Genomic DNA, 15,092 nt, shown 5'->3' with positions numbered 1-15,092 from the left:
CTGACGCCGCCCCCGGCCGCACCGAGCCGACGGTGGGAGCCTCCGCCTAGGATGGTGCCGTGCCCGACGTCGTCCCGAACCTGCGTGATCTCGGCGGCGTCCCGGCCGCCGACGGCCTGACGATCCGTCCGGCCCGTCTGCTGCGGAGCGCCGCCCCCTGGGCCGACGACGTGGCGCCGCCGGGGATCCTCTGGCCACCGACCACGGTCGTCGACCTCAGGTCGGCCATGGAGACCGAGCACGATCACCCGATCGCGGGCTCCGGTGTCTCGGTCGTCAACATTCCTCTCCTCGCCGCGCTGCGACCCGGTGCTCGCATCGCCGCGACGCTGTCGGAGATGTACGGCGTCGTGCTCGACACCGCCGCCGACCGGCTCGTCGACGTCGTGCGCGCCGTGGCGGACTCCGAGGGCCCGGCGCTGGTGCACTGCGCGGCCGGCAAGGACCGCACCGGTGTCGCGGTCGCGCTGATGCTGAGTCTCGTCGGCACCCCCCGCGAGGCCGTGGTGGCCGACTACCTGGCGACCGAGCTGCACCTCGACGCGATCCACGCCCGGCTGGAGGCCAGTCCCGGTGCCGAGCACCGGGTGCACCTGCCGGCGGAGTTCTTCACCGTTCCCGTCGCGGCGATCCTCGCGGTGCTGGACGTGTGGGACTCCCACCCGCACGGGGTGCACGGATGGTTCCGCGACGCGGGGGGCGGGAGCGACGACCTGCTGCGCCTCCGCACCCACCTGCTCGGTGACACCATGGAGGCATGACCCCCACCTCCTCCGGGCCCGTCACGCTGGACGCCCGCGACGTGCCGCTCGGCGGTGTCCGCGGGCTCACGGTCCACCGGACGCTGCCGTACCGCGACCTGCCCACCGTGGGCGCCTGGTGCTTCGTCGACCACTTCGGTCCCACCGACGCGCGCATGGAGGTGCTGCCGCACCCGCACACGGGACTGCAGACCGTCACCTGGCCGCTGGCCGGCCTGATCCGGCACCGCGACAGCCTCGGGAGCGACGTGGTGCTGCGCCCCGGGGAGCTCAACCTGATGACGTCCGGAGCCGGGGTCTCCCACTCGGAGTTCAGTGCCGACACGACCTCCATGCACGGGGTCCAGCTGTGGGTCGCGCTGCCGGAGCACCGGCGCCACGGGGCGCCCGACTTCGAGCACCTGCCGGACCTCCCCGCGGCGTCGGGCGCGGGGTGGGAGGCGATCGTGTTCGTGGGGTCGTTCGGTGGCGTGACCTCGCCGGCCACGGTGCACACCCCGATGGTCGGCGCACAGCTGGTCGTCGAGGAGGCGCAGCTCGACCTGGAGCCGACCTTCGAGCACGCGCTCCTGGCGGTCGACGGTCCGGTCGAGGTCGACGGCGTCACGGTGCAGCACCGGGACCTGCGGTACCTGCCGGTCGGCGCCGAGCAGGTCCGGGTCGCCGCCGGCGGCGGCCGGGTCCTGCTGATCGGCGGTGAGCCGTTCGACGAGGACCTGGTGATGTGGTGGAACTTCATCGGCCGCAGCCACGACGAGATCGAGGCGGCTCGCGCCGACTGGGAGTCCGCTCCCACGGCCGGACGCTTCGGCCACGTCGAGGGCCACGACGACCGCTTCATCCCGGCCCCGCCGCTACCGGGTGTGCGGCTGACCCCCCGGCGCCGGCGGTAGCCGGGCAGGGGTGAGCCACGCCACGGCGTGACCCCCTTCACACGACGTCGCCCCACGGCGTACGATCTCGTATCGAGATACCGTCGGTATCGGAATGGACGGGAGCCAGCATGGGTCACTTCACGAACAAGGTCGCCGTGGTCACGGGCGCCGGGTCGGGCATCGGCCGCGCCCTTGCGCTCGAGCTGGCCCGTCGCGGCGCCCGGGTCGCCATCAGCGACGTCGACGTCAGGGGTCTGGACGAGACCGAGGCGCTCGTGCGTGGGCTGGGCGGCGACGTCCGCAGCGACGTGCTCGACGTCAGCCAGCGCGAGTTGGTCATGACCTACGCCGACAGCGTGGTCGAGCACTTCGGGCGGGTGAACCTGGTCATCAACAACGCCGGCATCGCCTACTTCGGCAACACCGACGAGACGCCGTTCAAGGACATCGAGCGGGTCATGGACGTCGACTTCTGGGGCGTCGTCAACGGCACCAAGGCGTTCCTTCCGCACCTCGAGGCGTCCGGGGACGGCCACGTCGTCAACATCTCCAGCATCTTCGGACTGTTCGGCGTCCCGTCGCAGGGCGCGTACAACGCGGCCAAGTTCGCCGTCCGCGGCTTCACCGAGGCGCTCGCGATGGAGATGCGCATGTCGGGCAAGCCGGTCAAGGTCACCTGCGTGCACCCCGGTGGCATCAAGACCAACATCGTCCGCAACTCCACGGCCGTGCAGACCCGCTCGGAGGACCTGCAGCGCATGTCGAACCTCTTCGACAAGCACCTCACCCGCACCACCGCGGCGAAGGCGGCCGAGGTGATCCTCGACGGGGTCGAGAAGGGCAAGGTCCGCGTGCTGATCGGTCCCGACGCCAAGGTGCTCGACCTGATGGTGCGGGCCGCCGGACCGCGCTACCAGAGTCTGGTCCGCTTCTTCGCCGGTCGCACCGGGCTCTGAGGCCGGCGGGTCGGCGATGCGCAACGACTGGTCCGGACAGACCTTCCCGCACCCGCCGGGCCGCCTGCGGTTCGTCGGTGACGTCCGGAGCGTCGACCCGTCCCGGCCGTTGATGTCGATGCTGCAGCACGCCCGGACGTTGGGAGAGATCTTCGAGTTCCAGGTCTTCGACCAGAAGTTCGTGTTCGTCGCCGGCGCCCGACTCGGGGCCGAGCTGTGCGACGAGTCCCGGTTCGGCAAGGACCTGCCGCCGGCCCTGACCTCGCTGCGCGAGTTCGCGGGCGACGGCTTGTTCACGGCGTTCACCGAGGAGCGCAACTGGGGGCTGGCCCACGACCTGCTGCGTCCGGCGTTCACGCGTCCGGCGATGCAGTCCTACCACCCGATCATGGTGGAGACGCTCGACGAGCTGTTCGCCTACTGGGACCACCAGGAGGGTCCGGTCGACGTCTCTCGCGACATGACGAAGCTGACCATGGAGACGCTGTCACGGGCCGCGTTCAGCAAGGACTTCGGTTCGTTCACCAGCACCGAGGTGCACCCGTTCGTGCCGGCCATGATCTCCGCGCTCCGCACGGCCCAGCGGCTGGCCACCCTGGACACCGCCCCCGGGGGCGCGCTGATCAAGCGGCGTCTGCGTCGGCGCAACGCCCCTCACCAGGCGTACGTCGACGACCTCATCGACGGGGTCGTCGCCGAGCGCAGGGCGGGTCCGGCCTCCGACCACGATCTGCTCGGCATCATGCTGCAGACCCCGCATCCTGAGACCGGCGAGCGGCTCGACGACCTCAACATCCGCTTCCAGATCCTCACCTTCCTGGTGGCCGGCCACGAGACCACCTCGGGCGCCCTGTCGTTCGCGCTGTACTACCTCGCGCGGCATCCCGAGATCCTCGCGCGGGCCCAGGCCGAGACCGACGAGATCCTGGGGCCGGACCCCGACGCCGTGCCCGAGTTCGAGCAGGTGGCCAAGTTCCGGTACCTGCGCCGCGTGCTCGACGAGGCCCTGCGCCTGTGGCCGACGGCTCCGGCGTTCGGGCGTGGGCCGCGCGAGGAGGTGACGCTGTCCTCCGGGCACACCATGCGCCCCGGCGACTGGGCCATCGTGATGCTGCCGGCGATGCACCGTGACCCCGAGGTGTGGGGCGAGGACGCCGAGGAGTTCGACCCCGACCGGTTCCTGCCCGAACGGTCGCGGGCGCGCCCGGCGCACACGTACAAGCCGTTCGGCACGGGGGAGCGGGCCTGCATCGGCCGTCAGTTCGCGCTGCACGAGTCGATCCTCGTGCTGGCGCGGCTGCTGCACCGGTACGACCTGTCCGGTGACCCCGGCTACGTGCTGGACGTCAGTGAGCGGTTGACGATCATGCCCGAGGGGTTCGAGCTCACGCTGACGCCCCGGACCCCCGCTGCCCTCACCGGCGGCCCCGCCGAGGACGATCAGGAGCCCAGCGAGGTCCCGCCGTCGGAGTCGACGTGCCAGGCCGGGTTGAACGCGATCTCCCAGACGTGCCCGTCCGGGTCGGACACGTAGGCCGAGTAGCCACCCCAGGACGTGGGAGCCGCGGCCCGGGTGACGCGGCCGCCGGCGGCGACCACCTCGGCCACCACCGCGTCGACCGTGGCCGGATCGGGCTGGTTCTGGGCCAGGGTGATCCCCCCGCACGAGGTCCCGACCTCGTCGCGGGGCCTGACCGGGAGACCCGCGTCGGCAGCCTGCTCGTCGCGGCTCCACAGGGCGACGACGAAGCCGGGGAGCTGGTAGAAGGCGACCTCGTCCTCGACGTTGCCGCGGCGCCACCCCAGACCGCGTTCGTAGAAGGTGCGGGCGCGGTCGAGGTCGTCCACCCCGAGGGTCACGACGCTCATCCGTTGGTCCATGGCGTCCACGGTAGGTGACGGCTCGGACAGCTGGGTGACCCACGGCGAGGCCCGCCCTCCCGGTGGCGGGACGGGGCGGGCCTCGCCGCGGACCTCACTCGGTCGAGCCGGCTCCGTCGGCGACGGTGATGCGCGTCGGCTCGGTGCCGGCGTACACGCCGGCGACCCGGATGCTCAGCACGCCGCGGTCGTAGGCGGCGCTCACCGCATCGGGTCCCAGGTGCGACGGCAGACCGAAAGACCGCTTGAACGCCCCGTACCGGACCTCGCTGATGGTGCTGGTGGCGTCGCCGTCGGCCCGCTGGTCGACCCGCTCGCCACTGACCACGAGGCGGCCGGTCACGACCTCGACCGAGACCTCGCCGGGGTCGATGCCGGGCAGGTCCATCCGGAGCACGACGTCGTCGCCGTCACGGACGGACTCCGCAGCCGGGGTGAAGTCCAGCCGCTCACGGGCGGCGGGAGCGATCGTCGAGCGGACGAGCGCGTCGAACTCGGCGAACAGGGGGTCACGACGGGAACGGACGGACAGCGTGGACATGGTTCCTCCTGATGACTCGTCGCCGGCCACCGCGGCCGGCGAACCTCTCACACCTTGAGTCTGCCTGACTCAACTTATGTGATCAAGAAGAAATCAGGGTGTTCGCGATCGGCGAACGCTGACGCCGCAGGATCCGGAAGCCGAGCGTGGCCGCCACGAGGCAGGCGAGCGCCACCACGGCCACGAACGGGCCGAAGACGTCGGCGATGCCCCAGCGGGTGGCCGCCGCGCCCGCCAGGATCGTGGGCACGGCCATCGCCCCGTAGGCGCAGACGTAGAACGCCGACATGACCTCGCCGCGGTTCTCCCCGGGCACCACGTTCGTCAGGTGGCGCAGCGAGCAGCCGAAGGCCAGGCCGAAGAAGAAGCCGATGAGCACGGCCGACACGGCCACCGCCCACGGGTTGCCGATCGCCAGGGCCGGCACCGCCAGCAACAGCGACAGGCCGGTCCCCACGTCGCCGATGACCGCCATGGGAGCAGCGGTGCGTTGGCCCGCGACGATCTGGCTGAGGACCGCGGCCCCGCTGCTCGCAGCCACCACGGCGCCGCCGAAGACCAGGTTGCGCAGGCCGGTGGACTCGGCCGCGAGCGTCGGGAACAGCGACAGGAACACGCCGAGGACCGACCAGGACGCCATCGCGCCCAGGGCGGAGAAGGTGAAGTCGGTGGTGATCGCGGCAGGTATCCGCGGGCGCGCGACGCGCAGCGGCACGCTGCCCCGGCCGTGGTGGGTCTCCTCCATGCGCCACAGCGCGACACCCAGACCGGCGACCAGCACCGCGATGACGCCGTACGGCAGCACCAAGGGGGCCGGACCGTACTGGGCCAGCACCGCGGCCCCGAGGATCGCGAGGGTCACGCCGATGTTGAACACGATGCCGGTGAGGTGCCCGGTGCGGGCGCCCAGCTCGGGGCGCAGGTCGAGCAGCGCGGCCGAGATCGCCACGACGCTGGCGCCGACCGAGGCGCCGTGCAGCACCCTGGCCAGGACCAGGACGGGGACGCGCAGCTCGTCGGGGACGGCCGGTGCCGCGGCGAAGACGGCCAGACCCGCGAGCATCCCGACGACGGCCACGGAGATGACCGGCTTGCGACCGAACCGGTCGGTGATCGCTCCGGAGAACAGCACGGCGGCCAGCGCCGCGAAGGCGTAGGCCGCGAACACCACCGTCGTGGTCACGGGCGCGAGCCCCCACTCGCTCATGTAGACGCCGTACAGGGGTGCCGGCACCGTCGAGACCCCGAGCGCCGTGCCGAGCAGCAGCAGGAGCGTGGGGTAGGCCCACCGCTGGACGGGGCCGGTGGGTGCGGTGGCGACCCGCGGGACGTAGGTCTCAGCCATACGTGACGCCGGTGGCGTGCAAGGGGCAGTAGCCGAACGGGTTCTTGACCAGGTACTGCTGGTGGTACTCCTCGGCGTAGTAGTAGTCACCGAGGGGAGCGATCTGGGTGGTGATCTTGCCGTAGCCGGCGGCGGTCATCCGCTCCTGGTAGCGCTCCCGGGACTCCTCGGCCGCCGCCTGCTGCTCGTCGGTGGTGGTGAACAGGACCGACCGGTACTGCGACCCGCGGTCGTTGCCCTGCCGCATCCCCTGGGTCGGGTCGTGGTTCTCCCAGAAGGTCCTCAGCACCTCCGAGAACGGCAGGACGGCCGGGTCGAAGACGACCCGGACGACCTCGGCGTGCCCCGTCCGCCCCGAGCACACCTCCTCGTACGTCGGATGGGGGGTGAAGCCGCCGGCGTAGCCCACCGAGGTCGACCAGACCCCCGGCAGCTCCCAGAACGTCTTCTCCTCACCCCAGAAGCAGCCCAGGCCGACCACGACGACCTCGAAGCCGTCGGGAACGTCGGACTCGATCGGGTTGCCGGTCACCAGGTGCCGGTCGCCCACCCGGTGGGGGCGCTCCGCGCGGCCCTTGAGGGCGTCGTCGGCGGTGGGCAGGTCGGTCTTCTTGAACGGGAAGATCACGGCGGGTCCTTTCGGGGGGTGACCGCTGCGTCAACACCGGCGGGGACCGATCTGTTCCGCCGGTAGGGTCGGGCGCATGGGGACAGAGGCATGAACGGGCGGTACGAGGTTCCGGTCGGGATCGACGTCGCGACGCAGTGGGCGTGGCGGCTGCTGGTCCTCGCCGCGGCCGGTCTGGGACTGCTGTGGCTCCTGCAGTTCTTCTCCGAGATCACCGTGCCGATCGCCGTGGCCCTGCTCGGCACCGCGCTCACCGTCGGTGCGGTCGACTGGCTGGACCGGCTCGGGCTGCCTCGTCTGCTCGCGACCCTCGTGGTCACCGTCGTGATGATCACGGGCCTGGTGGGTCTGCTGGTCCTGATCGGGCAGCAGCTGTCGACGCAGTTCGACGAGCTGCGGGTCAGCGTCGTCGACGGGGTCGGTCAGATCGAGGACTGGGCCCGCACGGGACCGCTGGGCCTGTCCGACGACCAGATCTCCGACTACGTGACCCGCGTGCAGGACGCGATCGCCTCCACCGACACCGACACCGCGATCGGGCAGGCGACCTCCCTCGGGGTCACCCTCACCCACTTCGTGACCGGCTTCTTCATCGCGCTGTTCGCGGCCATCTTCTTCCTGTACGAGGGCGACCGCATCTGGGCGTGGCTGGTGACGCTGTTCCCGCGCAGCGCCCGCGGTCGGATCAACTCCTCGGGTCACCGGGCCTGGGAGTCACTGACCAGCTTCGTCCGGGCCACGATGGTGGTGGCGTTCATCGACGCGGTGGGCATCGCCCTGGTCGCCCTCCTGCTGGGCGTCCCGTTGGCGCTGGCGATCGGCGTGCTGGTGTTCCTCGGTGCCTTCGTGCCGATCGTGGGCGCCTTCCTGTCCGGCATGGTGGCGGTCCTGGTCGCCCTCGTCGCCCAGGGGCCGTGGACCGCGCTGTTCATGCTGCTCGGCGTCATCGCGGTCCAGCAGATCGAGTCGAACGTGCTGCAACCGTTCGTCATGGGCCGACTGGTCGCCGTGCACCCGCTGGCGATCATCCTGGCGATCGTCGCGGGCATCACGGTCGCGGGCATCGTCGGAGCGCTCGTCGCGGTGCCGATCGCGGCGATGCTCAACGGGGTGGTCAAGCACCTGGCCGAGGAGGCCGGCACCCCGCTGCAGCCCGACGGCCTTCCCGAGGCGCCGCCGGAGGACACGACCTGATGACCGACCTCGGCGACGTCCGGGCCGCCCGCGAGCTCCTCGAGGGGGTCGCGGAGGTGACCCCGGTCGCCCACTCGCGGTGGCTGAGCGAGCTGACCGGCACCGAGGTCGTGCTCAAGTGCGAGAACCTGCAGCGGACGGGGTCGTTCAAGCTCCGCGGCGCGTACACACGGATCGCCCGGCTGGGTGAGTCCGGTCGACGCGCCGGGGTCGTCGCGGCGTCGGCCGGCAACCATGCGCAGGGGGTCGCGCTGGCGGCGCGCATGCTCGGGACCCGGGCCACGATCTTCATGCCCACCGGGGCCGCGCTGCCCAAGGTCAGCGCCACGCGGGGCTACGGGGCCGACATCGAGATGGTCGGCATGGACGTGACCGAAGCCCTCGCCGCGGCCCAGGAGCACGCCGAGCGCACCGGCGCGGTGATGATCCATCCGTTCGACCATCCCGACGTGCTCGCCGGGCAGGGCACCATCGGCCTGGAGATCCTCGAGCAGGTGCCCGACGTGCGGACCGTCCTGGTGCCGATCGGTGGTGGCGGTCTGGCGGCGGGCATCGCCCTGCTGCGACGCGAGCGCCCGGACGTCCGGGTCGTCGGGGTGCAGGCCACCGGCGTCGACAGCTACGCGCCTTCGCTGGTGGCCGGGCACCCGGTGCGGGTGCAGATGCAGCCCACGATGGCCGACGGCATCGCGGTGGCCGAGCCCGGGGCCGTGCCGTTCGGCGTCATCGCCGACCTGCTGGACGACATCGTGACGGTCGACGAGAACGCCATGAGCCTGGCGCTCATCGGGTTGCTGGAGCGGGCCAAGCTGCTGGTCGAGCCGTCCGGGGCCGCCGGCGTCGCCGCTCTGCTGGACCGGCCGCACGCGTTCGCCGGACCGATCGTGCCGGTGCTGTCCGGCGGCAACATCGACGCCCTGGTGCTGCTGGAGGTGATCCGGCACGGTCTCACCGCCGCGGGCCGGTTCCTGAAGATCCGGGTGCGGATCTCCGACCGCCCGGGAGAGCTGATGCGGCTGCTGACCGACCTGGCGTCGCTGCAGGTCAACATCCTCAACATCAACCATGACCGGGCCAGCGAGACGCTCGGGGTCGGCCAGGTCGAGGTGGCGTTGCAGGTCGCGACCCGGGGGTCCGCGCACGCGGCCGACGTCATGGCCCGCGTCGGCGCCCTCGGCTACGACCTCCTCTGACCCGCTGATTCCCAGGATATCCCAGAAAACTGACACTGGACCCCTGTTGCAACAGGGGTCCAGTGTCGGTTTCCCAGGAAATCCTGGGAAACTGCGGTCGGGTCAGAAGGGGGTGGCCTCGACGACCTCGACGGTGATCGAGCGACCGTTGGGGGTCTCGTAGGTGGCGGTGTCGCCGGCCTTCTTGCCGAGGATCGCCGCGCCGAGGGGCGACGTGGGGGAGTAGACGTCCAGGTCGACCGACGAGTCCAGGCTCAGCAGCTCGCGCGAGCCGAGCAGGAACGACTCGGTGTCGTCGTCGCCGGCGAAGCGGATGGTGACCTTCATGCCGGCCTCGACCAGACCGTCGTCGGCCGGCTTGTCGCCGACCTCGGCCCGACGCAGCATGTCCTCGAGCTGACGGATGCGGGCCTCGGTCTTGCCCTGCTCCTCGCGGGCGGCGTGGTAGCCACCGTTCTCCTTCAGGTCACCCTCGTCGCGGGCGGCGGCGATCTTCGACGTGATGTCGGAGCGGACCTCACCGCGCAGGTGGTCCAGCTCGGACCGCAGGCGGTCGTAGGCCTCCTGGGTGACCCAGATGGTGTCGGTGTCCGTGGGGTGGTTCATGGCAGCCTCCTCGACGTGCGGCACCCCGGGCGATCAGCCCGGGGTGAACCCACGAGGCTACCACCTAGTCGGCGACGCGGCAGGACCTCAGCACCCCGGTGACGGCCCGTGCAGTGGTCTGCACCGTGATGTCCTCGCGCACGACCGCCACGTCGGCCGGGCCCACCATGACGGTGCGTTCGCCGACCACGGCATGGTCCGACCCCTGCGCGTAGACCGCGCACTCGACCGCGACGGGCTCGTCGCGGCGGATCTCGACGGTCAGCACGACCGAGTCGTCACCGACGACGTCGTAGCCGTACAGCACGGCCGACACCGGTCGCGGCTGGAAGGCCAGCCACGCAGCCCAGGCGACACCGGCGGTGATGCCGACGGCGGCGATCAGCGGCCAGAACCACCGTGGCCGCCGGCTCACGCCGTAGCGGTCGCGCAGGTCGGTGGCGGGGTCGGTCATGCCTCCAGTGTCTCAGGCCGGACCCACCCGGGCGACCTGCGCACCGGGGCGGTGGGAAACTGGGCGGGTGAACGAACAGCTGCGGCTCATGCACGTGCACGCCCACCCCGACGACGAGTCGAGCAAGGGCGCCGCGTCCACCGCCAAGTACGTGGCCGAGGGAGTCGACGTCCACGTCGTCACCTGCACCGGTGGTGAGCGGGGGTCGATCCTCAACCCGGGGTTCGAGCACCCCGGCATCGTCGACAACCCCGACCTGATCACCGAGATCCGCCGCGAGGAGATGGACCGGGCCCGCGAGATCCTGGGCGTCACCCAGGAGTGGCTCGGGTTCGTCGACTCCGGGTGGCCCGAGGGCGACCCGAAGCCGCCGCTGCCGGACGGGTGCTTCGGACTGGTCCCGGTCGAGGAGGCCGCGGAGCCGCTGGTGCGGCTCATCCGGTCGATCCGTCCGCACGTGCTCACCACGTACGACGAGAACGGCGGGTACCCGCACCCCGACCACATCCGCTGCCACGAGATCAGCGTGCTGGCCTACGAGGCCGCCGCCGACCCCGAGCGCTACCCCGACTGCGGTGAGCCCTGGCAGGTGTCCAAGCTGTACTACCACCTCAGCTGGAGCTACCCGCGGATGAAGGCGATCGACGACGCGATGAAGCGGCACGGGTTGGAGAACCCGTTCGCCGAGCGGGTCCGCGAATGGGTGCGCAAGCCCGAGGACGACGCCCGGCTGACCACGCGGGTCGAATGCGCCGAGTACTTCCCCGTGCGCGACGCCGCGCTGCTGGCCCACGCGACCCAGATCGACCCGAACGGCTTCTGGTTCAAGATCCCCCACGAGGTGCAGGCCGAGGCGTGGCCGACCGAGGACTACCAGCTGGTCGACTCCAAGGTCGACACCCGGGTGCCCGAGGACGACCTCTTCGCCGGACTGCGCTGACCGCGTGACCTCGACCGCCGAGATCGCCCTGGTGGCCGGCACCGCCGGGGCGGCCCTGAACGCCGGGGTGTTCCTCGGGTTCCAGGTCGCGGTGATGCCGGCGCTGCGGGGCGCGGCCGACCGGACCTTCGTCGAGGCGATGCGGCGGGTGAACGTGGCGATCGTCAACCCGGTCTTCCTGCTGGTGTTCGCGGATCCCGTCCCGGCGTTGGGCGTCGCGAGCGTCGCCACCGGCGGCGACCGGTGGGTGGTGGCAGCCCTGGTGCTGCACCTGGTCACGGTCGGCATCACGGCCGGGGTCAACGTGCCGCTCAACGACCGGCTGGCGGCTGCCGGTGCGGTCCACGACGCCGCCGAGCTGAGCCGGGTGCGGTCGGCGTTCGAGCCCCGGTGGGTGGCCGCACACCACGTGCGCACGGCCACGGCGGTGCTGGCAGCGGTCGCCGGGCTCGTGGGCCTCGCCACGGCCGGTTAGGCTGGGGGCATGTACGAGTTCGCCGCCTTCGCCCTGGAGACCACCACCGAGCGCGGCCTCGACCCCAACATCGTCAAGCCGGGCTGGACCGCGCTGATCATCTTCGGCCTGATGGTCGTGGCGGTGATCCTCCTGTGTCGGTCGTTCGTCAAGCAGGCCCGTCGCACCGAGCTCACGTGGCCCGAGGAGGAGCGGACCACCGACGTGTTCGGTGCCCCGATCGACAAGCCCCGCGACTGACGCACGCCGACGGCGCCGCTGGGGTCACCCCGGCCGGGGTCCGACGAACCGCGCGACGTGCTTGGCGATGGCCGGCGCCTGGTCCTCCTGCAGGAAGTGTTTGCCGGGCAGGGCGATGATCTCGTCGGTGCCGGCGGCACGGCGTAGCGACGCGCCGTGCTTCGCGATGGGCAGCGCCGGGTCCTGCTCGCCCCACAGCACCTGGACCGGGAACAGGCCGCTGCCGAGGACACCGACGTACTGGTCGCGCTTCGCCCGGGTGAGCTCGAAGCCGCGCATGATCGACAGGAACGCTGCACCACCGTCCCCGCGCTTGAGCAGGTCGACGTAGGCGTCCAGCTCCTGCCGGGGCACCGCGGACATGTCGGCGACGCCTTGCAGACGCATCAACATCCGGAAGAGGGGTTTGTTCAGGCTTCGGAGGTAGGCCTTCCCGACGCCTCGCACAGCGAAGGGCTGCATGCTCCACGGGCGCCGGAAGGTGTCGACCTCGACCAGCGTGTTCAGGACGGTGAGGGAGGCGATGCGCTGCGGGACCGCGGAGGCGAGCTCGAACCCGACCGGCCCGCCGATGTCGTGGACCACCAGGTGGAACCGGTCGAGCCCGAGAGCGTCGACGGCGGCGAGGGCGAACCGGCCGAGCCCGGTCCACGAGTAGTCGAAGTCCACCGGCCGCTCCGCGAGGCCGAGCCCGGGCAGGTCGAAGGCGATGCCCCGCAGTCCTCGTGAGGCGAGCTCGGGAAGCACCTTGCGGTAGAGGAACGACGACGTGGGCACCCCGTGGATGCACACGACCGGTTCTCCGGACCCCTCGTCGATGACGAAGCTGCCGACACCGCCGGCCGTGAAATGCCGACCGGACGCCTCGTGCCGGGTGATGACCTCGCGACTGTCCATGCTCGCTCCTGCTGACGGTGGCTCCACCCTCGTGGGCCGGTCGAGGTCAGGACTGTACCGGTGGACGACCGGGGCCGCCGGGAGAGCCGGTCACGGGGTCTGCGTGATGATGGAAGGCGTGAACCGTCTTGCCGCCGCCACGAGCCCGTACCTGCTGCAGCACGCCGACAACCCCGTCGACTGGTGGGAGTGGTGCGACGAGGCCCTGGCCGAGGCCCGGCGACGCGACGTGCCCGTGCTCCTCAGCGTCGGGTACGCCGCCTGTCACTGGTGCCATGTCATGGCGCACGAGTCGTTCGAGGACGCCACGACGGCCGCCTACATGAACGACCACTTCGTCAACGTCAAGGTCGACCGGGAGGAGCGCCCCGACGTCGACGCCGTGTACATGCGGGCCACCCAGGCGATGTCGGGCCACGGCGGCTGGCCCATGACGTGCGTCCTGACGCCCGACGGTGAGCCGTTCTTCGCCGGCACCTACTTCCCGCCCGAGCCGAGGGGCGGGCACCCCGCGTTCACCCAGGTCCTGCAGGCCTTGAGCGAGGCATGGGCCGAGCGTCGGGACGAGGTGCTCACGGTCGGCCGCGACGTGGTCGCCCACCTGCGCGAGACCACCGAGCCGGCCGGCGACCGGCTCGGCACCGCCGACCTGGATGCTGCGGCCACGGCGCTCGCCGGGCAGTTCGACGACGACGCCGCCGGTTTCGGGGCCAGTCCCAAGTTCCCGCCGTCGATGGTGCTGGAGTTCCTGCTGCGTCACGCCGACCGCACGGGGTCCGCGTCCTCGATCGCGATGGTCGAGCGGACCGCCGAGGCGATGGCTCGCGGTGGTCTGTACGACCAGCTCGCGGGTGGGTTCGCCCGCTACTCCGTCGACCGGTTCTGGCGGGTGCCGCACTTCGAGAAGATGCTCTACGACAACGCCCAGCTGGTCCGGGTGTACCTGCACCTGTGGCGGGCCACCGGGTCGCCGCTGGCGGAGCGCGTCGTGCGCGAGACCGCCGACTTCCTGCTGACCGAGCTGCGGACGGCCGAGGGCGGGTTCGCCTCGGCCCTCGACGCCGACTCCGACGGCCATGAGGGCACGTTCTACGTGTGGAACCCCGACCAGCTCCTGAAGACGCTGGGTGCCGCGGACGGCGCCTGGGCCACCGAGCTCCTGCAGGTGAGCGCGACGGGCACCTTCGAGCGGGGATTCTCCACCCTGCAGCTGCCGACCGACCCCGACGATCCCGAGCGGTGGGACCGGGTCCGGGCGCGGCTGCTCGCCGCCCGGTCGACCCGGACCCGCCCCGACCGCGACGACAAGGTCGTGGCGGCGTGGAACGGCCTGGCGGTGTCGGCCCTCGCCGAGGCAGGGGTGCTGCTCGACGTGCCGGAGTACGTCGACGCAGCGGTCGTCGCCGCTGAGCTGCTCGCCACGGTGCACACCGCCGGCGGATACCTCTTGCGCACCTCGCGGGACGGCGTCGCCGGTCCCCACGCGGGGGTGCTGGAGGACCACGGCGCCGTCGCCGAGGCCTACCTGGTCCTGCTCGGGGTCACGGGTGACCTCCGGTGGTGGCAGCGGGCCGAGCCGTTGCTCGACCGGGTCCTGACCGACTTCGCCGATCCGTCCGGCGGGTTCTTCGACACGGCCGAGGACGACCTCGTCGTCCGGCCCCGCGACACCTCGGACAACGCCTATCCCTCCGGTACGAGCGCGGCCGCGGCGGCCCTGCTGACGGCCGCCGCCGTGACGGGTGAGCAGCGTTGGCGCGAGGGAGCGGAGTCCGCCCTGACCGCCGCGGCGGAGGTCGCGCGGCACGCGCCGCGGTTCGCCGGGCAGACCCTGGCCGTCGCCGAGGCCGCCGTGGCAGGACCCCTCGAGGTCGCGGTGGTGGGCCCGGCGGGGGCCCGGGACGAGCTCCACCGGGCGGCCCGTCGCCTCACGTCGCCGGGCGCCGTCGTGGTGGCGGCCGACGCGGGGCTCGAGCTGCCCCTGTTCGCCGGACGTCCGGCGGCCGGCGGCACCCCCACCGCCTACGTGTGTCGCGACTTCGTCTGCTCGCTGCCGGTCACCGAGCCCGACGCCCTCACCACGGGCTCCTGACCGGACGGACGTCG

17 protein-coding genes are annotated in these 15,092 nt (G+C 71.8%); 10 read left to right on the top strand and 7 right to left on the bottom strand.

Features of this window, described 5'->3' with window-relative positions; all coding sequences use genetic code 11:
• Positions 1-59 precede the first annotated feature (59 nt).
• From HMPREF0063_RS09390 to HMPREF0063_RS09375, 4 genes are all read left to right on the top strand, one after another.
• Positions 60-761 (top strand): tyrosine-protein phosphatase, encoded by a 702-nt coding sequence (locus HMPREF0063_RS09390; protein ID WP_007078425.1) that lies wholly within the window; start codon positions 60-62, stop codon positions 759-761.
• Positions 758-1,654 (top strand): pirin family protein, encoded by an 897-nt coding sequence (locus HMPREF0063_RS09385; protein ID WP_007078424.1) that lies wholly within the window; start codon positions 758-760, stop codon positions 1,652-1,654. Before HMPREF0063_RS09390 ends, HMPREF0063_RS09385 begins: the two co-directional genes overlap by 4 nt.
• A 110-nt stretch (positions 1,655-1,764) precedes the next feature.
• A complete protein-coding gene (locus HMPREF0063_RS09380; RefSeq protein WP_007078423.1) occupies positions 1,765-2,592 on the top strand; it encodes an SDR family NAD(P)-dependent oxidoreductase in 828 nt (275 codons plus the stop codon).
• Positions 2,593-2,608: 16 nt separating this feature from the next.
• Complete coding sequence (locus HMPREF0063_RS09375; RefSeq protein WP_007078422.1) at positions 2,609-4,126, top strand: cytochrome P450; 1,518 nt, start codon at positions 2,609-2,611, stop codon at positions 4,124-4,126.
• Here HMPREF0063_RS09375 and HMPREF0063_RS09370 read toward each other — a convergent pair.
• The 4 genes from HMPREF0063_RS09370 to msrA all read right to left on the bottom strand — a co-directional run bounded on the left by HMPREF0063_RS09370 (position 4,033) and on the right by msrA (position 6,987).
• A complete protein-coding gene (locus HMPREF0063_RS09370) occupies positions 4,033-4,473 on the bottom strand; it encodes a VOC family protein (RefSeq protein WP_007078421.1) in 441 nt (146 codons plus the stop codon). The genes HMPREF0063_RS09375 and HMPREF0063_RS09370 overlap by 94 nt on opposite strands.
• A gap of 94 nt (positions 4,474-4,567) precedes the next feature.
• Positions 4,568-5,014: an Hsp20/alpha crystallin family protein gene (locus tag HMPREF0063_RS09365; RefSeq protein WP_007078420.1), complete on the bottom strand. Its 447-nt coding sequence runs from the start codon at positions 5,012-5,014 to the stop codon at positions 4,568-4,570.
• 82 nt (positions 5,015-5,096) lie between these two features.
• Positions 5,097-6,359 (bottom strand): MFS transporter, encoded by a 1,263-nt coding sequence (locus tag HMPREF0063_RS09360; protein WP_007078419.1) that lies wholly within the window; start codon positions 6,357-6,359, stop codon positions 5,097-5,099.
• Positions 6,352-6,987 (bottom strand): peptide-methionine (S)-S-oxide reductase MsrA, encoded by a 636-nt coding sequence (gene msrA / locus HMPREF0063_RS09355; protein WP_007078418.1) that lies wholly within the window; start codon positions 6,985-6,987, stop codon positions 6,352-6,354. Before msrA ends, HMPREF0063_RS09360 begins: the two co-directional genes overlap by 8 nt.
• 90 nt (positions 6,988-7,077) lie before the next feature.
• Between msrA and HMPREF0063_RS09350 the strand changes: the two genes are divergently transcribed.
• Both HMPREF0063_RS09350 and ilvA read left to right on the top strand, forming a co-directional pair.
• Positions 7,078-8,181, top strand: coding sequence for an AI-2E family transporter (locus tag HMPREF0063_RS09350; protein WP_007078417.1), 1,104 nt, complete (start codon positions 7,078-7,080; stop codon positions 8,179-8,181).
• Entirely contained in the window at positions 8,181-9,374 is a 1,194-nt protein-coding gene (gene ilvA, locus HMPREF0063_RS09345; RefSeq protein WP_007078416.1) for a threonine ammonia-lyase, read from the top strand. Before HMPREF0063_RS09350 ends, ilvA begins: the two co-directional genes overlap by 1 nt.
• Positions 9,375-9,476: 102 nt before the next feature.
• On the opposite strand, the gene greA is transcribed toward ilvA, so the two are convergent.
• Entirely contained in the window at positions 9,477-9,980 is a 504-nt protein-coding gene (gene greA / locus HMPREF0063_RS09340) for a transcription elongation factor GreA (protein WP_040320222.1), read from the bottom strand.
• A 64-nt stretch (positions 9,981-10,044) separates the two neighbouring features.
• Positions 10,045-10,434: a DUF4307 domain-containing protein gene (locus HMPREF0063_RS15790; RefSeq protein WP_007078414.1), complete on the bottom strand. Its 390-nt coding sequence runs from the start codon at positions 10,432-10,434 to the stop codon at positions 10,045-10,047.
• A gap of 67 nt (positions 10,435-10,501) precedes the next feature.
• Between HMPREF0063_RS15790 and mca the strand changes: the two genes are divergently transcribed.
• From mca to HMPREF0063_RS09320, 3 genes are read left to right on the top strand one after another with little or no spacing between them, the layout of a single operon-like run.
• Positions 10,502-11,374 (top strand): mycothiol conjugate amidase Mca, encoded by an 873-nt coding sequence (gene mca, locus HMPREF0063_RS09330; RefSeq protein ID WP_007078413.1) that lies wholly within the window; start codon positions 10,502-10,504, stop codon positions 11,372-11,374.
• A gap of 4 nt (positions 11,375-11,378) precedes the next feature.
• Positions 11,379-11,849, top strand: a complete 471-nt coding sequence (locus tag HMPREF0063_RS09325) for an anthrone oxygenase family protein (protein ID WP_007078412.1) — start codon at positions 11,379-11,381, stop codon at positions 11,847-11,849.
• Between the two features lie 9 nt (positions 11,850-11,858).
• Positions 11,859-12,089, top strand: a complete 231-nt coding sequence (locus HMPREF0063_RS09320; RefSeq protein ID WP_007078411.1) for a hypothetical protein — start codon at positions 11,859-11,861, stop codon at positions 12,087-12,089.
• 24 nt (positions 12,090-12,113) lie between these two features.
• Here the strand turns inward: HMPREF0063_RS09320 and HMPREF0063_RS09315 are convergent, their stop codons facing one another.
• Positions 12,114-12,986 carry an alpha/beta fold hydrolase gene (locus HMPREF0063_RS09315; RefSeq protein ID WP_007078410.1) on the bottom strand — a complete coding sequence of 291 codons (873 nt, stop codon included), beginning with the start codon at positions 12,984-12,986 and terminating at the stop codon, positions 12,114-12,116.
• Between the two features lie 109 nt (positions 12,987-13,095).
• On the opposite strand from HMPREF0063_RS09315, the gene HMPREF0063_RS09310 reads away from it, so the two are divergent.
• Complete coding sequence (locus HMPREF0063_RS09310; protein WP_211208813.1) at positions 13,096-15,078, top strand: thioredoxin domain-containing protein; 1,983 nt, start codon at positions 13,096-13,098, stop codon at positions 15,076-15,078.
• The last annotated feature ends 14 nt before the right edge of the window (positions 15,079-15,092 follow it).

This window comes from Aeromicrobium marinum DSM 15272 (genome assembly GCF_000160775.2).
Taxonomy (GTDB): domain Bacteria; phylum Actinomycetota; class Actinomycetes; order Propionibacteriales; family Nocardioidaceae; genus Aeromicrobium; species Aeromicrobium marinum.
Note: the sequence above shows the minus strand (reverse complement) of the source record. Positions and strands in the feature narration are given on the sequence as shown.